At 72.9% G+C, this 17,616-nt stretch carries 18 protein-coding genes; 12 read left to right on the forward strand and 6 right to left on the reverse strand.

From position 1 onward, the window contains the following. Entirely contained in the window at positions 1–720 is a 720-nt protein-coding gene (gene bioD / locus IF09_RS0127935) for a dethiobiotin synthase (RefSeq protein WP_030300175.1), read from the forward strand. Between the two features lie 67 nt (positions 721–787). On the opposite strand, the gene IF09_RS0127940 is transcribed toward bioD, so the two are convergent. Beyond that, positions 788–1,411, reverse strand: a complete 624-nt coding sequence (locus tag IF09_RS0127940; protein ID WP_030300177.1) for a hypothetical protein — start codon at positions 1,409–1,411, stop codon at positions 788–790. A gap of 243 nt (positions 1,412–1,654) precedes the next feature. Between IF09_RS0127940 and IF09_RS0127945 the strand changes: the two genes are divergently transcribed. Further along, positions 1,655–2,320, forward strand: coding sequence for a class I SAM-dependent methyltransferase (locus IF09_RS0127945; RefSeq protein ID WP_030300179.1), 666 nt, complete (start codon positions 1,655–1,657; stop codon positions 2,318–2,320). Positions 2,321–2,363: 43 nt separating this feature from the next. On the opposite strand, the gene IF09_RS0127950 is transcribed toward IF09_RS0127945, so the two are convergent. Then, on the reverse strand, positions 2,364–2,789 hold the full coding sequence (locus IF09_RS0127950; protein WP_030300182.1) for a GNAT family N-acetyltransferase: 426 nt from the start codon (positions 2,787–2,789) through the stop codon (positions 2,364–2,366). Between the two features lie 196 nt (positions 2,790–2,985). Here IF09_RS0127950 and IF09_RS0127955 point away from each other — a divergent pair, with 196 nt between their 5' ends. The 5 genes from IF09_RS0127955 (at position 2,986) to mug (ending at position 8,278) form a co-directional block, all read left to right on the forward strand. Then, a complete protein-coding gene (locus IF09_RS0127955; protein WP_030300183.1) occupies positions 2,986–4,326 on the forward strand; it encodes a hemolysin family protein in 1,341 nt (446 codons plus the stop codon). Further along, entirely contained in the window at positions 4,323–5,348 is a 1,026-nt protein-coding gene (locus IF09_RS0127960) for a hemolysin family protein (protein WP_030300185.1), read from the forward strand. The genes IF09_RS0127955 and IF09_RS0127960 overlap by 4 nt, the downstream gene beginning before the upstream one ends. Before the next feature lie 94 nt (positions 5,349–5,442). Beyond that, complete coding sequence (locus tag IF09_RS0127965) at positions 5,443–6,234, forward strand: SGNH/GDSL hydrolase family protein (RefSeq protein WP_030300187.1); 792 nt, start codon at positions 5,443–5,445, stop codon at positions 6,232–6,234. Between the two features lie 71 nt (positions 6,235–6,305). Continuing rightward, complete coding sequence (gene purB / locus IF09_RS0127970; RefSeq protein ID WP_030300188.1) at positions 6,306–7,739, forward strand: adenylosuccinate lyase; 1,434 nt, start codon at positions 6,306–6,308, stop codon at positions 7,737–7,739. After that, positions 7,736–8,278, forward strand: coding sequence for a G/U mismatch-specific DNA glycosylase (gene mug / locus IF09_RS0127975; RefSeq protein WP_037636174.1), 543 nt, complete (start codon positions 7,736–7,738; stop codon positions 8,276–8,278). The genes purB and mug overlap by 4 nt, the downstream gene beginning before the upstream one ends. On the opposite strand, the gene IF09_RS0127980 is transcribed toward mug, so the two are convergent. The 3 genes from IF09_RS0127980 to IF09_RS0127990 are packed head-to-tail and all read right to left on the reverse strand — an operon-like array spanning position 8,275 to position 10,439. Then, complete coding sequence (locus tag IF09_RS0127980; RefSeq protein ID WP_030300193.1) at positions 8,275–8,709, reverse strand: hypothetical protein; 435 nt, start codon at positions 8,707–8,709, stop codon at positions 8,275–8,277. The two genes, mug and IF09_RS0127980, sit on opposite strands and share 4 nt — an antisense overlap. A gap of 40 nt (positions 8,710–8,749) precedes the next feature. After that, entirely contained in the window at positions 8,750–9,499 is a 750-nt protein-coding gene (locus IF09_RS0127985) for an ABC transporter permease (RefSeq protein ID WP_030300195.1), read from the reverse strand. A gap of 28 nt (positions 9,500–9,527) precedes the next feature. Then, the gene (locus IF09_RS0127990; RefSeq protein WP_030300196.1) at positions 9,528–10,439 is read right to left on the reverse strand and encodes an ABC transporter ATP-binding protein; all 912 of its coding nucleotides are present in this window, start codon (positions 10,437–10,439) and stop codon (positions 9,528–9,530) included. Positions 10,440–10,547: 108 nt separating this feature from the next. On the opposite strand from IF09_RS0127990, the gene IF09_RS0127995 reads away from it, so the two are divergent. The 3 genes from IF09_RS0127995 to IF09_RS0128005 all read left to right on the forward strand — a co-directional run bounded on the left by IF09_RS0127995 (position 10,548) and on the right by IF09_RS0128005 (position 13,667). Then, positions 10,548–11,723: a sensor histidine kinase gene (locus IF09_RS0127995; protein WP_030300197.1), complete on the forward strand. Its 1,176-nt coding sequence runs from the start codon at positions 10,548–10,550 to the stop codon at positions 11,721–11,723. 4 nt (positions 11,724–11,727) lie between these two features. Further along, positions 11,728–12,378 carry a response regulator gene (locus tag IF09_RS0128000; protein WP_030300198.1) on the forward strand — a complete coding sequence of 217 codons (651 nt, stop codon included), beginning with the start codon at positions 11,728–11,730 and terminating at the stop codon, positions 12,376–12,378. A gap of 131 nt (positions 12,379–12,509) precedes the next feature. Beyond that, positions 12,510–13,667, forward strand: coding sequence for an ROK family transcriptional regulator (locus IF09_RS0128005; protein WP_030300200.1), 1,158 nt, complete (start codon positions 12,510–12,512; stop codon positions 13,665–13,667). Between the two features lie 296 nt (positions 13,668–13,963). On the opposite strand, the gene IF09_RS0128010 is transcribed toward IF09_RS0128005, so the two are convergent. After that, complete coding sequence (locus IF09_RS0128010) at positions 13,964–14,725, reverse strand: GntR family transcriptional regulator (RefSeq protein WP_030300202.1); 762 nt, start codon at positions 14,723–14,725, stop codon at positions 13,964–13,966. Positions 14,726–15,059: 334 nt separating this feature from the next. Here IF09_RS0128010 and IF09_RS0128015 point away from each other — a divergent pair, with 334 nt between their 5' ends. Both IF09_RS0128015 and IF09_RS0128020 read left to right on the forward strand, forming a co-directional pair. Further along, positions 15,060–15,911 carry an alpha/beta fold hydrolase gene (locus IF09_RS0128015; RefSeq protein ID WP_030300203.1) on the forward strand — a complete coding sequence of 284 codons (852 nt, stop codon included), beginning with the start codon at positions 15,060–15,062 and terminating at the stop codon, positions 15,909–15,911. A gap of 106 nt (positions 15,912–16,017) precedes the next feature. Further along, positions 16,018–17,613, forward strand: coding sequence for an alkaline phosphatase D family protein (locus IF09_RS0128020; protein WP_030300205.1), 1,596 nt, complete (start codon positions 16,018–16,020; stop codon positions 17,611–17,613). Positions 17,614–17,616 lie beyond the last annotated feature (3 nt).

Raw genomic sequence — 17,616 nt, forward strand, 5'->3', positions numbered from 1 at the left:
ATGCCGGTACTGATGGTCTCGGGCACGGGCACGGAGATCGGCAAGACGGTCGTCACGTCGGCGATCGCGGCGGCCGCGGTGGCGGCGGGCCGCTCGGTGGCGGTCCTCAAGCCCGCGCAGACCGGCGTGGACGCGACCGAGCCGGGCGACGCGGCGGAAGCGGTCCGCCTGGCGGGCCCGACGGTCACGGCGGTGGAACTGGCCCGCTATCCGGAGCCGTTGGCCCCCGACACGGCGGCCCGCCGGGCGGGACTGCCCACGGTCTCGCCGACCGCCGTCGCGGAGGCGGCGAGCCGGCTCGCCCGGTCCCACGACCTGGTCCTGGTGGAGGGCGCGGGCGGCCTCCTGGTCCGCTTCGACGAGGCGGGCCACACGCTGGCCGATGCGGCCCGCCTGCTCGGGGCCCCGGTGCTGGTGGTCGCCCCGGCGGCCCTCGGCACCCTCAACTCCACGACCCTGACGGCCGAGGCCCTCCGGGCCCGGGAGCTGGAGGCCCTGGGCGTGGTCATCGGCAGCTGGCCGGCCGAGCCGGACCTGGCCTGCCGCTGCAACCTGGCGGACCTCCCGTCGTCCTCGGGGCTGCCGCTGCTGGGCGCCGTCCCGGAGGCTTCGGGGTCCCTGTCCCCGGAGTCGTTCCGTACGGCGGCACCCACCTGGCTGTCCCCCGCCCTGGCGGGCACCTGGTCCGCCGAGTCGTTCCTGACGGCCTGGCAGCCCTGATCCCGGACCCGGACCCCATCGGCCCGGCGGCGCCCAGCGGCCCGCCGGGCTTCCGTCCGCGGTGCGTTCAGTGGCCGCCGCGGGGCTCGTGGCAGCCGCCCTCCATGTACGCCCCGTGCGCCTTCACGCTCATGGGCGGGGTCAGACGGCCCGTCACACACGGGCCGCTCTCCGGGATCGACAGGACGAACGAAAGGTTGCCCGTGCTCGATGCGTACACGTCCCCGGCCTCCGGCTTGTAGCCCATCCCGGTCAGGAGCCCGCTGAGCTCCTCCGTCGACTTCGGTGCGCCCTTCCCGTCGGAACCGCCCAGCGCCTTGTTGATCCGCGCGGCGTGCGCGTCGCCCCGGCACTTGGCCGCAGGCGTGAGCGTGGCCTCGTTCTTGTACGCGTGGTTCTCCGCGTACTTGCGCGCCTCCGGGTCCGTGGGCAGTTCACCCGGCGTGGCCGACCCGGTCGGGGCCGAGCCCGCCTTGCCCCGGCACAGCTCGGCCACCTCGGGGAAGAGCTTGTCGTGGCGGGCCACGGCGGCCGCCGCCCGGGCGGCGTAGTCCGGGGTCTGCCCGGTCGCCGGCACCGGGGACGGGTCCGCAGCAGCGCCGCTCCCGGACACCGTGGTACCGCAGGCGGTCAGTACGAGCAGTCCTGCGGCGAACAGCACCGCGCCGGCGGTGGTGGTACGGGATGTCACAGGTCTCCACTTTCCCTGGGCGGGCCCCGGCATGCGGGGCGGATCCCCCGATTGTCCCCACGTCAGGTCCCGGGCTCCTGAGTACGCGTACTCAATCCCCGTGCGGGCGGTCGTCCCCGACGGGCAGTGACGTGGGGCCGCGTGAGACGGTCCGTCCCGCCGGAGGCGGTTTTGCGGGCCGCCCGGAGGGGGAACAGCCCAGCAGGGCAACCGCACCCGCCGACCCCGCCCCGGAGGCCCGCCATGGCCACACCGCACCAAGGCCCGGATTCCGTCGACCACCCGCTCTTCGCCCGGTTCTACGCCCGGTTCAGCACCACCGCCGACACCCGCGGAGGCATCGCCCGCCTCCGCGGCGAGCTCCTGCACGGGGTGTCCGGCCGGGTCATCGAGATCGGCGCGGGCAACGGCCTCAACTTCGCCCACTATCCCCGCGCCGTCTGCGAGGTCGTCGCCGTCGAACCGGAACGGAGCCTGCGGCGGCTCGCGGCCGACGCCGCCCTGCGCGCCGAGGTCCCCGTCGACGTCGTGCCGGGCGTCGCCGAGGCCCTCCCGGTCAAGAGCGAGGCCTTCGACGCCGCCGTCGCCTCCCTCGTGCTGTGCACCGTACGGGACCTGCCCCGCTCGCTCGCGGAGCTCCACCGGGTGCTGCGCCCCGACGCCGAGCTCCGCTTCTTCGAGCACGGCCGGGCGCCCACCCCCGGCATGTCCGCCGTCCAGCGCACGCTGGACCGGACCGTGTGGCCCCACCTCTTCGGCGGGTGCCACACGTCCCGGGACCCGGTCGCCGCGATCGAGGCCGCGGGCTTCCGGGCCGTCTCGTACCGCAGTTTCCGGCTGCCCGAGCGCGGACCGGCGTTGCCCACCTCGTACTGCGTGATCGGTTCCGCCCGCCGCGGTCCTGCGTAGGGGGTTTGCGGCGCCCGGCGGGCCGGGCCCTGCCCGCCGGGCCTCAGCCGCCCAGCGGTTTGACCCAGCGCGTCCAGTGCTCCTCGGGGTGGTACCCGGCCGCGTCCCACGCCCCGTGCGCCCGCTCGTTGCGGTCCAGCACCATCGCGTCCGCCCGCCGGCCGCCGAGCGCGGCGAAGCGCTCCTCCGCGGCGGCCAGCAGCGCCGATCCGATGCCCCGGCGGCGGTGTGCCGGGTGGACCGCGAGCCGGTAGAGGTGGCAGCGCCAGCCGTCGAAGCCGGCGATCACGGTGCCGACCAGTTCACCTTCGCGCCGGGCGAGCAACAGGGCGTGCGGATCGCGGGCGTGGAGCTGCTCGACCCCGGCGAGGTCGTCGCTGATACTCGTTCCCTCGGCAGCGGTCTTCCAGAAGTCGAGCACGGCGGTGAGATCGGCGGCCGGCGCGGGACCGATGTGAAGATCGCTCATGTCCGGATCCCATCATCCGGGTGCGCTCCGCCAAAAGAATGATCCGCTCTCTTTGCCCGTACTTTACCCTTGTGGACAGCAAGCCGACCGACCCGATCGAAAGGTGTGAGCGTCCGCCCATGGGCGAGCCCCCCAGTACCCGACATCGCGCGATACCCCTCCTCCTGGCTGATCATGGAATGGAGGTGACCGACCGATGACCGAAGTGCTCCTGCTCCTCGTGGCGCTGCTGCTCTGCCTTGCCTGCGGAGCCTTCGTCGCGGCCGAGTTCTCGCTGACCACCGTCGAGCGCAGCGAGCTCGACCAAGCCGTCGAGCGCGGCGAGCGCGGGGCCGAGAGCGCCCGGGCGGCCGTGCGCAGCCTGACGTTCCAGCTCTCCGGGGCCCAGCTCGGCATCACCGTGACCGGCCTGGTCATCGGCATGATCTCCAAACCGTCGATCGCCGCCCTGCTCCAGGGCCCCTTCGAGGCCATGGGGCTGTCGGCCGCAGCCGCCTCCTCCACCGCCCTGATCCTCGGCACGGTGCTGTCGACCGTCGTCCTGATGGTCGTCGGCGAGCTGGTGCCCAAGAACTGGGCGATCTCGTCCCCGTTGGCCATCGCCAAGCGGGTGGCCACCATGCAGCGGGTCTTCAGCCGCGCCTTCCGGCCGTTCATCAGCCATCTCAACAGCACGGCGAACCACATGGTCCGCCGGTTCGGCATGGAACCGGCCGAGGAGCTGGCCTCCGCGCGCACCCCGCAGGAGCTGGTGGCGCTGGCCCGGCACTCCGCCAAGGCGGGCGCGCTGGAGAAGGACACCGCCGAGCTGTTCGTACGGACCCTGAACCTGGCCGACCTGACCGCGGAGAACGTGATGACCCCGCGCGTCCAGGTCACCGCCCTCGACGTGCAGACCACCGCCGAGGACGTGGCGAACGCGACGCTGGCGACCGGCCTGTCCCGCTTCCCGGTCTACCGGGGCAGCCTCGACACCGTCGTCGGCACGGTCCACATCAAGGACGTGCTCGCGCTGCACGCCGAGGAGCGGCGCCGCCGGCCCGTCTCCCAGCTGCTGCGCCAACCGCTGCTGGTGCCGGAGTCGCTGACCGTGGACCGGCTGCTGGACCTGCTGTCCGGCCGCCAGACGATGGCCGTGGTGATCGACGAGTACGGCGGCACGGCCGGCGTCGTCACCCTGGAGGACATCGTCGAGGAGGTCGTCGGCGAGGTGCGCGACGAGCACGACCCGCACGAGACCCCGGATCTGGCCCCGGCCGGTACGGACGCCTCCGGGCGCCGCCTCTACTCCGCCGACGGCGCCGCGCGCACCGATCAGCTGGAGCGGATCGGACTGCGCGTGCCGGACGGCCCGTACGAGACGCTGGCCGGGCTGATAGCGACCGAGCTGGGCCGGATCCCGGCCGTCGGCGACAGCATGGAGCTGGGCGGCTGGCGGATCGACGTGGTGGACGCCAGCGGACGGCGGGCGGCGCGGGTGCTGCTGCACGCGCCCGTCGAGCCGTCGCAGGACAAGGGTGGGGAGGGGGCCCGATGACGGTGCTCCAACTGCTGATCGGCCTGGCGACCCTGGTCGTCAACGCCTTCTTCGTCGGCGCGGAGTTCGCGCTGATCTCGGTGCGGCGCAGCCAGATCGAGCCGTACGCCGACCAGGGCGACCGGCGGGCCCGCGCCGTGCTGTGGGCGCTGGAGCACGTGTCGGCGCTGATGGCGGCGGCGCAGCTCGGCATCACGCTGTGCACCCTGGTCCTGGGCGTGGTGGCCGAACCGGCCATCGCACACCTGCTGACCCCGCTGTTCGACCTGTTCGGGGTGCCGTCCGGGCTGACACACGCGATCTCGTTCGTGGTGGCGCTGGCGCTGGCGACGTACCTGCACATGCTCTTCGGCGAGATGCTGCCGAAGAACGTGGCCCTCTCCGAGCCGGTGCGCACCGCGCTGCTGCTCGGTCCGCCGCTGGTGACCCTGACGCGGGCGCTCAAGCCGGTGATCTTTGCGATCAACGCCTTCGCCAGCCTCCTGCTGCGGCTGCTGAGGGTGGACGTGAAGGACGAGGTCTCGGCGACCTTCACGGACGACGAGCTGGCGCGGATCGTGCAGGACTCCAGCGAGGCGGGGCTGATCGACGGCCGGGCGAGCGAGCGGCTGCACGACGCCCTGGAGCTGGGCCGCCGGCCGGTCAACGACGTGGTGCTGCCGCTGCACGGGGTCGTCGTGGCCCGGGAGGGCCTCACGCCGGCGGGGCTGGAGCGGTTGTCGGCCGAGTCCGGGTACTCCCGCTTCCCGGTGATCGACGCCCAGGCGAGGATCCTCGGATACCTGCACGTCAAGGACGCCTTGGACGCGAACGGACCGGAGCGGGACGAGGCGTTCCCGGTGTCCGCGCTGCGCCCGATCGCCCAGGTGCGGACGCAGACGCCGCTGGACGACGTGCTGACCGCGATGCGGCGCAGCCGGACGCACCTGGCGGCGGTGCTCGGGGCGGACGGGGCGATGACGGGGCTGGTGACGATGGAAGACGTGCTGCGCGAGCTGTTCGGCAGGCCGGCCTCCGCCTGACACGGCTTGCGCGCGCGGGTTCGACCCGGTGCTGCCGGTTGCCGGCGCCCCGGCCCTGCGGGGCCGGGGTACCGCGCGGTAACATCGCTCCGCCATGGAAATGAATGCCTCTTACACCAGGTTCGTCGCGGTCGGCGACTCCTTCACCGAAGGCATGTCCGACCTGCTGCCCGACGGCTCTTACCGGGGCTGGGCCGATCTGCTGGCCGCCCGCCTCGCGGCGCGCGAGCCGGGGTTCCGGTACGCGAACCTCGCGGTCCGCGGGAAGCTGATCGGGCAGATAGCCGAGGACCAGGTCCCGGCCGCGGCGGCGATGCGCGCCGATGTGGTGACCCTGGTGGGAGGCCTCAACGACGCGCTGCGTCCGAAGGTCGACATGGGCCGGGTGCGCGGGCACCTCGAGGAGGCCGTGGGGCTGCTGGCGCCCACCTGCAAGACGCTGGTGCTGATGCGCTCCCCGGGGCGCAACGGGCCGGTGATGGACCGTTTCCGGCCGCGCATGGAGGAGCTCTTCGCCCTCATCGAGGAGCTCGCCGCCCGGCACGGAGCCCTGGTGGTGGACCTGTACGGGGCCGCCGTACTCGCCGACCCCCGCATGTGGGACGTCGACCGGCTGCACCTGACGCCCGAGGGCCACCGCCGGGTGGCCGAGGCGGTCTGGCAGACGCTGGGCCTGCCGCCCGAGCAGGACTGGCGCGCCGCCCTCCCGCCCGCGGTGCCCCCGGGCTGGGCCGTGCGCCGCTCGCAGGACCTGAGCTTCGCGCGGCAGCACCTGCTGCCCTGGGTAGGCCGCCGGCTGACGGGCCGCTCCTCGGGGGACGGCCGCCCGGCCAAGCGCCCGGAGCTGCTGCCGTACGAGGCCGTCGCGGGCGAGCGGCTCTCGTAGCAAGACACAATCCGGGGCGGGGTCCCTACCTGCGTAAACGCACAGCTGCGGCCCAAGTAGAATCCCTACACGTGACAGCCAAGCCCCGCATCCCCAATGTCCTGGCCGGCCGCTACGCCTCCGCGGAGCTCGCCGTCCTGTGGTCCCCCGAGTACAAGGTGACGCTGGAGCGGCGGCTGTGGCTCGCCGTCCTCCGCGCCCAGAAGGACCTCGGCATCGACGTCCCGGACGCCGCCCTCGCCGACTACGAGCGTGTCCTGGAGACGGTCGACCTCGCCTCCATCGCCGAGCGCGAGAAGGTCACCCGGCACGACGTGAAGGCCCGCATCGAGGAGTTCAACGCCCTCGCCGGCCACGAGCACGTCCACAAGGGCATGACTTCCCGCGACCTCACCGAGAACGTCGAGCAGCTGCAGATCCGGCTCTCGCTGGAGCTGGCCCGCGACCGCACGGTCGCCGTCCTGGCGCGTCTCGGCAAGCTGGCCGGCGAGCACGCCGAGCTGGTCATGGCCGGCCGCTCCCACAACGTCGCCGCGCAGGCGACGACCCTGGGCAAGCGCTTCGCCACCGCGGCCGACGAGCTGCTGGTCGCCTACGACCGCCTGGAGGACCTGCTCGGCCGCTACCCGCTGCGCGGGATCAAGGGCCCGGTCGGCACCGCCCAGGACATGCTCGACTTGCTCGGCGGCGACGCCGCCAAGCTCGCCGACCTGGAGCAGCGGATCGCCGCCCACCTCGGCTTCGCCCAGGCCTTCACCTCGGTCGGCCAGGTCTACCCCCGCTCGCTCGACTACGACGTGGTCACCGCGCTGGTGCAGCTGGCCGCCGCCCCCTCGTCGATCGCGAAGACGATCCGCCTGATGGCCGGCCACGAGCTGGTCACCGAGGGCTTCAAGCCCGGCCAGGTCGGCTCCTCCGCGATGCCGCACAAGATGAACACCCGCTCCTGCGAGCGCGTCAACGGCCTGATGGTCATCCTGCGCGGCTACGCCTCGATGACCGGCGAGCTGGCGGGCGACCAGTGGAACGAGGGCGACGTCTCCTGCTCCGTGGTCCGCCGGGTGGCCCTGCCCGACGCGTTCTTCGCGTTCGACGGCCTGCTCGAGACCTTCCTGACCGTCCTCGACGAATTCGGCGCCTTCCCGGCGGTCGTGGCCCGCGAGCTGGACCGCTACCTGCCGTTCCTCGCGACCACCAAGGTCCTGATGGGCGCGGTGCGGGCGGGTGTCGGCCGCGAGGCCGCGCACGAGGTCATCAAGGAGCACGCGGTGGCCTCCGCGCTCGCCATGCGCGAGCAGGGCGCCGAGCGCAACGAGTTGCTGGACAAGCTGGCCGCCGACGAGCGCATGCCGCTCGACCGGGCCCAGCTCGACGCCCTGATGGCCGACAAGCTGTCCTTCACGGGCGCCGCCGGTGACCAGGTCGCCGCGGTGGTCTCCCGTATCGAGGCGATCGCCAAGCAGCACCCGGAGGCAGCCGGGTACACGCCGGGGTCGATCCTCTGACCCCCGAGGAGCTGAGCGCCGCCCGTGACCGCGTCATCCCGGACGTGGTCGCGGGCGGTCTGCGCGTGCTGTTCTGCGGGATCAACCCGGGTCTCCTCTCCGCCGCGACGGGCCATCACTTCGCCCGCCCCGGCAATCGTTTCTGGCCCGTCCTGCACCTGTCCGGTTTCACTCCGCGACGCTTCGCCCCCGCGGAGCAGGAGGAGCTGCTGGCCTACCGACTCGGCATCACCAACGTCGTGGCCCGCGCCACGGCCCGGGCCGACGAGCTGAGCGCCGAGGAGTTCCGCGAGGGCGGCCGCATCCTGACCGCCAAGGTGGAACAGCTGCGCCCGCAATGGCTGGCGGTCGTCGGTGTCACCGCGTACCGCACGGCTTTTGGCGAGCGCAAGGCCCAGATCGGCCCCCAGGACCGGACCATCGGCTCCACCCGCATCTGGGCGCTCCCCAACCCCAGCGGCCTCAACGCCCACTGGACGGCAGAATCCATGGCCCAGGAGTACGCCCGCCTCCGCGCGGCCGCCGAGGCAACCCCCTAGGGCGGGTCGATCACCGTCACCGCGGCCATGAGCTGCGGTGAGTGGTCGGCCCCCCACCGGGCCTCGTAGATGGCGACCCAGCGGTCCCCGGCCCGCCACAGGTGCAGGTGGTCGCTCGTGTCGCCGATCTCCTGCCACGGCTGCGCCACCTCCCCGGACTCCGCCCGCAGCTTCAGGCTGCCGAGCGTGAACCGGTCGGGCTTGCCCCACCGCTCCTCGAGCCGCTGGGTCAGGGCCTCGTACTCTGCGGACACCTGGTCCTCGTGCGCCAGGCGGTCGGCCGCGTCCTCGTCCCCGTACCACCGGCTCCCGCCCAGCTCGGCGAGGTGGTAGCCGGGCCCGCTGATGCCCACTTCGGACCTGCTCCGGACATCAGGGAAGTCACGTGTCCGGAGCCGGTCGATCGTGTCGAGATGCTCTGCCGTGGTCATGCCGTCAGTATCCAGGGATGCACTGACAACTGGCTCCGCGTCACGCGTCCCGTCGGCGTACCGCCGTCCAGCCGCCGGCGAGCGCGGCCAGCGCCCACAGCGCCAGCACCCCGAGGCCGCTCCAGGGACCGAGCCGACCGGTGGAGTCCAGGTGCATGACGAGCTGCCCGGCCTGGTCCGGCAGGAACTCGGCCGCACCGCCGGCAGCCTGGCCGATGATGAACGGAACCATGACGACGAAGGGTATGAGCACACTCAGCACGACCGCAGCACTGCGCAGCACCGCCGTCAGCCCGGCCGCGAACAGGGCCATGAGCGTGAGGTACGCACCGCTGCCGAACACGGCGCGGAGAGACCCCGGGTCCCCCAGCGAGAGCGCGTGCCCACCCATCGGCACCTGGCCCAGGACGAAGGTGAGAAGGCCGGTGACCTCGCCGACCACGAAGGCGAGTGCACCCACCACGGCGATCTTCGACAGGTAGAAGCGGGTACGGTTCGGCACCGCGGTCAGCGAGGTACCGAGGGCGCCGTTGTGGAATTCGGCGGACAGCGCGCTCGCCCCGAAGGCGAAGGCCGCTATCTGGCCGAAGTTGATGCCGTAGAAGGCCCCGAGGAGCGGATCGTCCCCCATGGTGCCGGCTCCGGCCTCGCCTATCGCCGCGGCCGCGAGCACCTGGATCCCCACCGTCGCGACGAGGACGGCGATCAGCGCCCCGAAGGTGCCGCGAAGGGACCGTATCTTGATCCATTCCGAGTGCAGGACGGGGACGGTGGGCAGGGCAGAGCTCATGGCGAAGCCTCCTGAGTGAGAGGGATGGTCAGTGGGTGGCGGCGAACTGGGCGTGGTCGGCGGTGAGGTCGAGATAGGCCTGCTCCAGCGAGGCGCGTTCGTCGGAGAGTTCCAGTACGGGGATGCCCTCGCGGGCTGCCATGCCGCCGAGCTGCTCGGCCCGTATGCCGTCCACGGTCCAGCGCCCGTCGTCGGCGCTCGCCATTTCGAAACCGTCCCGGGCCAGGGCGGCCCGGAGCCGGACCGGGTCGGAGGTGCGCAGGCGTACCTTCGGGGTGCTGCGGGCTTCGATGAACTCCTCCATCGAGGAGTCGGCCAGCAGCCGACCCCGCCCGAGCACGACCAAGTGGTCGGCGAGCGCCGCGGTCTCGGACATCAGATGGCTGGAGACGAGCACCGTGCGGCCCTCGGCGGCGAGGCTCCGCATCAGCTCCCGGATCCAGATGATGCCTTCGGGGTCGAGGCCGTTGGTCGGCTCGTCCAGCAGCAGCACCGCGGGATCACCCAGCAGCGCGGCCGCGATGCCGAGACGTTGCCGCATGCCGAGCGAGAAGGTCTTGATCCGGCGCCTGCCCGCCGAGGCGATTCCGGCCTGCTCCAGTACTTCTTCGACCCGGCGCACCGGGATGCGATGGGCGGCGGCGAGGAGGCACAGGTGGTCCCGCGCGGTGCGCCCGCCGTGGGCCGCCTGTGCGTCCAGGAGCGCGCCCACCCGGTGGAGCGGGTCGGGGAGGTCGGTGAACCGCGCGCCACCGATGGTGGCCGTCCCGGAGGTGACCCGGTCCAGGCCCAGCAGCAGGCGCATCGTGGTGGACTTCCCGGCGCCGTTGGGCCCGAGGAATCCGGTGACCCGCCCGGGCATTACGTCGAAGGTGAGGTGGTCCACGGCCCGGGTCCGGCCGTATTCCTTGGTCAGTTCTCGGATCTCGATGCTGTTCATGACTCAAGACTCGCCGCCCGTCCCACACCCTTCCCTCCCCCATGCGAGGGTGCCGTCTCCCCCACGTGGGGGAGACGCGGCCAGGTCGCACACTGCAACGATGGGGGCATGTACCGACTGCTCCGTGCCCCGCTCCAACCGGTGACCTACTCACGCTGGTTGCATCTGTGCGTGCCCGTGCTGCTGCTGGCCCTGTGGATGTTCATAGAGCCTGCGTGGCCGTGGATGCCGTTGGTCATCGTCATACCGTTCGGCCTGGTGCCGTGGGTGCGGCTGGCGGAAGGACTGCAGGCGCAGTTCCTGCTCACGCCGCACGACCGCGACACCCCTGACAGCGGCATCAGTGCTGCGCCGTCGGCGCGGTGGGGTGACCGGTGGCGGACGCTGTTGTGGCTCGAGGCACGGCTCGTCATCGCGCTCGCCGCCATGGCCGCGACCGTATGGCTCCCGACGGTGACGGTCGAACTGATCGCGGCGGCGCTCGGACACCCGCTCGGCTCGGACCTCATGATCCCCTTCGCTCCGCCGCGTTGGGCCGCCGCGCTCCTCGTTCCGGTGCCGTTGGTCCTTCTCATCGTCATAGTGGTGCTGCTCGGCGAGCTGGTCACCGCGGTCGCGCGCCGGCTGCTGGGGCCTTCGGCCGCCGAGCGGCTCACCGCTCTGGAGGCCCGCACCGAGCAGCTGTTGGAGCGCACTCGCATCGCGCGGGAGCTGCACGATTCGATCGGGCACGCTCTGACGGTGGCCGTGGTGCAGGCGGGGGCGGCCCGGGCAGCCGGCGACCCGGAGTTCACCGACCGGGCGCTGAGTGCGATCGAGGAGACGGGCCGGACCGCGCTGGAGGACCTGGAACGGGTGCTGCTGGTCCTGCGGGAGTCGGCGCAGCCCGTCTCGCAGCGGCCGACGCTGGCGGAGGCCGACCGGCTGCTGGAGTCGGCCCGGGCCTCAGGGGCGGAGGTGGACGCTCAACTGACGGGACAACTGGAGCAGTTGCCGGGCCCGGTCACCCGGGAGGGCTATCGGATCCTGCAGGAGGCGCTCACGAACGTGTTGCGGCACTGCGGTCCGGTGCCGGTCCGGGTCCGGGTGGAGATGGCCGTCGGCAGGCTGGACATGGAGGTCACGAACCCGCTGCCGGACGGGCCCGCCTTCATCCCCGGCAGGGGGAGCGGGCTGCGCGGGATGCGGGAGCGGGCCGCACTGCTCGGCGGCGAGGCCGAGACCGGGCCGTTCGAGGGCGGTTGGAGAGTGCGCGCCCGACTACCGCTGGAGCGAATACGCTGACCGGATGCCGGTCACCGTTCTGCTCGTCGATGACGAACCCCTGGTGCGCGCGGGTCTGCGTGCCGTCCTGGATGCCCAGCCCGACATCGAAGTGGTGGGTGAGGCGGCCGACGGAGCCTCCGTCGTCCCGCTCGTGCGGCAGCTGAGGCCGGACGTGGTGGCCATGGACGTGCGGATGCCGCTGCTCGACGGGATCGAGGCGACGCGGGCCGTGCTGCGGACCGTGGACTCCCCTCCGAAGATCCTCGTGGTGACCACGTTCGAGAACGACGAGTACGTGTACCAGGCGCTGCGGGCCGGGGCGGACGGGTTCCTGCTGAAGCGGGCCCGCCCCTCCGAGATCGTGCACGCGGTACGGCTGGTGGCTGAGGGCGAGACGCTGCTGTTCCCGGCGGCCGTGCGGGCGCTGGCCGCCGAGTACGGGAACCGGCAGGCGCGGGCGGTGCTGGAGCGGGCCGCGCTGACCGAGCGGGAGGAGGCGGTGCTGCGGCTGATGGCACGCGGGCTGACGAACGTCGAGATCGCCAAGGAGCTGATCGTCGGCACGGAAACGGTGAAGTCCCATGTGAGCGCGATTCTGGGCAAGCTGGGGGCGCGGGACCGGACCCAGGCCGTGATCGCGGCGTACGAGTCGGGATTCGTCGCCCCGGCTTGAGCCGCCGCGGCCTGAGTCGCGCCGACCAGGGGGAAAAGCGGTTCCGGCCGATGGGGGGGGCTGGTTCTCGCCCCGGCCCCGGGGGCGCAGTACCATCCGGCAGACAAGCTCGCTAGCTGGGAGGACACACGTTGGGGCAGCTGACCGGCGGGGATCCCTCTCTGCTCCGGCGGATCAATTCGGCCGTGGTGCTGCGTGCACTGCGGGCGGCGGAATCGCCGACGCTCACCGACCTCACCCGGGTGACCGGGCTGTCCCGGCCGACCGTCGAAGGCGTGGTGGAAGGGCTGATCGGGACCGGGCTCGTCGTCGAGGCGGGCGCGGAGGAGGGTGCACGGCGCCAGGGGCGGCCGGCCAGGCGCTACCGGTTCCGGGCCGAGGCGGGGCACCTCCTCGGCATCGAGATCGGCTCGCACCGGGTCGCGGTGCTGCTGTCCGGGCTGGACGGGCGGGTGATCGGCGCCGGCACCAAGGAGGTCGCCGAGACGGCGTCCGCCGACGAGCGGCTGGAGCGGGTGCGGGCCGCGGTGGCCGATCTGCTGCGGCGGGCCGGCGTACCGCGCGATTCCCTGCGGGCGGTCGGCGTCGGCAGCCCCGGCATCGTGGAGGCGGACGGCACCGTACGCCTCGGCACGGCTCTGCCCGGCTGGACGGGACTGCCGCTCGGCGAGCGGCTGCGGCGCTCGTTCCGCTGCCCGGTGCAGGTGGAGAACGACGCCAATGCGGCCGCGGTCGCCGAGCACTGGAAGGGCGCGGCGCGGGACACCGACGACATGGTGTTCGTGATGGCGGGGCTCAGCCCCGGGGCGGGTTCGCTGATCGGAGGCCGCCTGCACCGGGGGTTCGGCGGGGCGGCCGGAGAGATCGGTGCGCTGCACCTGCTGGGCCGTGACGTCACGCCCGAGAAGCTGCTGTCGACGACCGGCGAGCCGCTTCATCCGCTGGACGAACAGGCAGTGGCCGAGGTGTTCGCCATGGCCAAGCGGGGCGACGAGCAGGCCGTGGCCGCGGTGGAGCGCTTCATCCAGCGGCTGGTCCACGATGTGGCGGCGCTGGTCCTGGCCATGGATCCGGAGCTGGTTGTGGTCGGTGGCTGGGCGGCCGGCCTCAACGGGGTGCTGGATCCCCTGCGCCGGGAGCTGGAGCGCTACTGCCTGCGCCCCCCGCGCGTGGCGCAGTCCCTGCTCGGCGAGGCCGCGGTGGCCACCGGAGCCCTGCGCCTGGCGCTGGACCATGTCGAGGAAGAGCTCTTCGCGGTGGAAAAAACGGTCACCACCCGCCGCCGCTGACGGCATCCCGGCGGCCACCTGCGATCCGTCTTCGGCCCGAGCTCGCCGCGGACGCGGTCCCAGCCCGTCTCGGCCACCACCGCCGAAAGGTTCTGGGCTCCGGCCCGGTGCCGGTCGGCGGGCTCGGGGCCCGGAGCCACCGTCGGGAGAGCCCGGCTCCCCCCGGCCCGGCCTGCCGCGGGGCGACCGGCCCTCGGGCGTCGGCCCGCCGGGGGTCGGAGAACGCGGTGAGCCCCGGGAACGCCGAACGGCCCTGGTCCGGAGGTGCCGGAGTCGGGCCGTTCAGGGGCAGGGGGTTACGAGGCGACGCGGGCCTGGTGCGAGATCTCCACCTCTCCCGTGTCTCCGAAGGTCAGGCGGCAGGTGTCCGCGCGGTATGTGGCAACCGAGACGGCTGCGGTTCCCGCGGCGGTGAAGTAGCGGGTCGTGACCACCAGCACCGGAGCGCCCGGCAGCCGGTCCAGCTCCTTGGCGTCGTCGGCACGCGCCGAGCCGAGTTCCACCGAGCGGTCCTGGCCCTCCAGGGCGAGCCGCTGGAGCTCGCGCAGCACGGCGCGGGCCCGGGCGGGTCCGGCCGGGGAATCGATGGCGGAGAGGCCGGGCACGGAGGAGGCCGGCACGTACAGCAGCTCGGCGGCAACGGCCTGGCCGTGGGAGACCCGGGTCCGGCGCACGGTGTGCACGGGCTGGCCGGGGGCGCCACCGAGGAGCTTCAGGACGGCCGCGGACGGCAGGGCGGCCTCGGCCGCGTCCACGATCTCCCAGCCGTCGGCGCTCTCGCCGGGCCAGCTGTGCCCGGTGCTGCCGACGGCCACGCCGACCCGCGGCGGGGCGACGGTGGTGCCGACGCCACGGCGGCGCTGCAGGCGGCCTTCGAGTTCGAGCTGTTCCAGGGCCTGCCGCAGGGTCGCGCGGGCGACTCCGAACCGGGCGGCGAGCTCACGCTCGTTCGGCAGGACCTCGCCCACGGAGAAGTCGCGGTCGAGCGCCTCGCTGAGGACGGTCTTGAGGTGCCAGTACTTCGGCTCCGGCACCGTTTCGAGCTGCGTGGTCCCCACCCTGACTCCTCCTGCCATCGCTGCAATCGCCGTGTTCCAGCGGCAGTTCCGCGCCTTTGTTTATTAAAGGTTCTTGCACTATCCCTGCCGACCATAGGACGGCACACCCCCTTGGTCAAGACCAATCCTCACCCCTTTACCGGGCAGATCGGGCATACGTATCAAGCCGTTCACGCGATGTTCTCGCTCACCGACGGCTCACTTTGACCGCCCACTCCGACGGCCCGCCCCGACACGCGCCGGAGGCTTGTCCCGCCGGGCTACCGGGCGGTAATCATGGCCTTAGTCATTACTGACAGCCTGTCTCACACGCGTCCACCCGACGAGGAGCAGCATGACCGCAACGGTCTCCTTCCCGATCGAATCGCCGCTGGGCCCCCGCACCGCCACCGTCGCCTACGAACGCAAGGGCGCCGGCGCGCCGCTTCTCCTGCTCCACGGCATCGGCCACCACCTCCAGGCCTGGCACCCGGTGACCGACATCCTGGCCGCCGAGCACGACGTCATCGCCGTCGACCTGCCCGGCTTCGGCGCCTCGGGGCCCCTGCCCCAGGGGGTTCCGTACGACCTCGGAACCTTCGTCCCCGCGCTCGGCGCGCTCTGTTCGGCCCTCGGGGTCGAACGCCCGCACGTCGTCGGCAACTCCCTCGGCGGGCTCCTCGCCCTCGAGATGGGCCGGAGCAACCTGGTCCGCTCGGTCACCGCGCTCTCCCCCGCCGGCTTCTGGACCGAGGCCGAGCGCAAGTACGCCTTCGCCACCCTCCGCGCGATGCGCGTCGGCGCCCTCACGCTGCCCCACTCCACTCTGGAGCGGCTCTCGCGCAGCGCCGCAGGCCGGGCCGCGCTGACCGGCACCATCTACGCCCGTCCGGCCCGGCGTTCGCCGGAGGCCGTGGTCGCCGAGACGCTCGCCCTGCGCGAGGCCACCGGCTTCGACGAGACCCTGGCCGCGGGCCGCTCCGTACGGTTCACCTCGGACGTGCCCGGCCTGCCGGTCACCATCGCCTGGGGCTCCCGCGACCGGCTGCTCCTGCCGCGCCAGGGCGTCCGCGCCAAGCGCACGGTCCCCGACGCCCGGCTGATCCGGCTCCGCGGATGCGGTCACGTCCCGATGAACGACGACCCGGCGCTGGTCTCCCGTGTGGTACTGGACACGGTGCGCGCCACAACCGGCCAGGTCGGCTGAGCGGCTGACGGCTGTTCATCCGCGGTTCGGTTGCGCGACGCGGGCGGGCCGGTGTGCGGCGGCACACTGGTCCGACCCGTCCCCGCCGGCCCCTGGAGACGCTCCGATGGCACCGATTCCGCACACCCGACGGTCCCTGCTCGGCGGTTCGCTCGCCGTGCCGGTGGGCCTCGCCCTGTCCGGCGCGCCGGCCGCGCCCGCGCTCGCCGCGCCCGTCAGCGCCCCGGCGTTCACCCGCTCCGGGCGTCCGAGCGCGCCATGGGGCGTCCAGTCCGGTGAGATCACCGCGCACTCGGCCACCGTCTGGACGCGCTCCGACCGGCCGGCGCGGATGTACGTCGAGACGTCCCCGAGCGAGTCGTTCCGCTACGGCGTCCGGCGGCACGGCGGTCCGTTCCTCGGCCCCGCCACCGACTTCACAGGCACCACCACCCTGCGCGACCTCCCACCCGGGCAGCAGATCCACTACCGGGTGCTCCTGGCCGACCCGGACGACCCGCGCCGCACCGGCGAGCCGGTCCGCGGCACGTTCCGGACCACCCCCGTCTCCCGCCGCCAGTACGTGCGCTTCGTGTGGTCGGGGGACCTCGCGGGCCAGGGCTGGGGCATCAACCCGGACCTCGGCGGCTACCGCGTCTTCGACGAGATGCGGCAGCGCGACCCCGACTTCTTCCTCTTCAGCGGGGACACGATCTACGCCGACGGGCCGATCCAGGCCTCCGTCCCCCTGCGCGACGGCAGCCTCTGGCGCAACATCACGACCGAGGAGAAGGCGAAGGTCGCCGAAACCCTCGACGAGTTCCGCGGGAACTTCCGCTACAACCTGCTCGATCGCAACCTGCGCGATTTCAACGCCCAGGTGCCGGTCCTCGCCCAGTGGGACGACCACGAGGTGCGCAACAACTGGTACCCCGGCCAGGTGATCGACGACCCCCGCTACACCGTGCGGGACGTCGACACGCTCGCCGGCCGCGCCCGCCGGGCCTTCGGCGAGTACTTCCCCGTCACCGACCTCCGCGGCGGCCGCGCCGAGGGCCGGATGTACCGGGTGATGCGGTACGGGCCGCTGCTCGACGTCTTCGTCCTCGACATGCGCACCTACCGCGACGCCAACTCCCCCGGCCGCCGGACCGTGGACCCGATCGGCATCCTCGGCCAGGAGCAGCTGGCCTGGGCCAAGCGCGAGCTGTCGCGCTCGCGCGCCACGTGGAAGGTCATCGCCGCCGACATGCCGCTGGGCATCGTCGTACCCGACGGGGCCGCGAACTTCGAAGCCGTCGCCCAGGGCGACCCGGGTGCCCCGCTCGGCCGCGAGCTGCAGATCGCCGAACTCCTGCGCCACATCAAGCACCAGCGCATCACGGGCACCCTCTGGCTCACCGCCGACGTCCACTACACCGCCGCGAACCACTACGCCCCCGAACGGGCCGCCTTCACCGACTTCGCGCCGTTCTGGGAGTTCGTCTCGGGTCCCGTCGGCGCGGGCGGGTTCCCCGCAGGGAAGCTGGACGCCACGTTCGGGCCCGGGACCGCGTACGTCCAGTCGGCCCCGTCTGCCAACATGTCGCCGTCCGAGAACCCCCCGTACTACGGGGAGGTCGACATCGACGGCGAGTGCGGGGAGCTCACCGTCCGGCTGCGGCGCCAGGGCGGCGGCGTACTCTTCACCACGACGCTCCAGCCCGGCCGGGTGGGCCAGTAGGGC

It is taken from the genome of Streptomyces katrae (assembly GCF_000717655.1).
Classification (GTDB): Bacteria; Actinomycetota; Actinomycetes; order Streptomycetales; family Streptomycetaceae; genus Streptomyces; species Streptomyces katrae_B.

What these genes read in the sequence shown, in the direction of transcription:
- bioD (WP_030300175.1), top strand. Translation starts at nt 1, where the DNA reads ATGCCGGTACTGATGGTCTCGGGCACGGGCACGGAGATCGGCAAGACG.
- IF09_RS0127945 (WP_030300179.1), top strand. Translation starts at nt 1,655, where the DNA reads ATGGCCACACCGCACCAAGGCCCGGATTCCGTCGACCACCCGCTCTTC.
- IF09_RS0127950 (WP_030300182.1), bottom strand. Translation starts at nt 2,789, where the DNA reads ATGAGCGATCTTCACATCGGTCCCGCGCCGGCCGCCGATCTCACCGCC.
- IF09_RS0127955 (WP_030300183.1), top strand. Translation starts at nt 2,986, where the DNA reads ATGACCGAAGTGCTCCTGCTCCTCGTGGCGCTGCTGCTCTGCCTTGCC.
- IF09_RS0127960 (WP_030300185.1), top strand. Translation starts at nt 4,323, where the DNA reads ATGACGGTGCTCCAACTGCTGATCGGCCTGGCGACCCTGGTCGTCAAC.
- IF09_RS0127965 (WP_030300187.1), top strand. Translation starts at nt 5,443, where the DNA reads ATGGAAATGAATGCCTCTTACACCAGGTTCGTCGCGGTCGGCGACTCC.
- IF09_RS0127980 (WP_030300193.1), bottom strand. Translation starts at nt 8,709, where the DNA reads ATGACCACGGCAGAGCATCTCGACACGATCGACCGGCTCCGGACACGT.
- IF09_RS0127985 (WP_030300195.1), bottom strand. Translation starts at nt 9,499, where the DNA reads ATGAGCTCTGCCCTGCCCACCGTCCCCGTCCTGCACTCGGAATGGATC.
- IF09_RS0127990 (WP_030300196.1), bottom strand. Translation starts at nt 10,439, where the DNA reads ATGAACAGCATCGAGATCCGAGAACTGACCAAGGAATACGGCCGGACC.
- IF09_RS0127995 (WP_030300197.1), top strand. Translation starts at nt 10,548, where the DNA reads ATGTACCGACTGCTCCGTGCCCCGCTCCAACCGGTGACCTACTCACGC.
- IF09_RS0128000 (WP_030300198.1), top strand. Translation starts at nt 11,728, where the DNA reads ATGCCGGTCACCGTTCTGCTCGTCGATGACGAACCCCTGGTGCGCGCG.
- IF09_RS0128015 (WP_030300203.1), top strand. Translation starts at nt 15,060, where the DNA reads ATGACCGCAACGGTCTCCTTCCCGATCGAATCGCCGCTGGGCCCCCGC.
- IF09_RS0128020 (WP_030300205.1), top strand. Translation starts at nt 16,018, where the DNA reads ATGGCACCGATTCCGCACACCCGACGGTCCCTGCTCGGCGGTTCGCTC.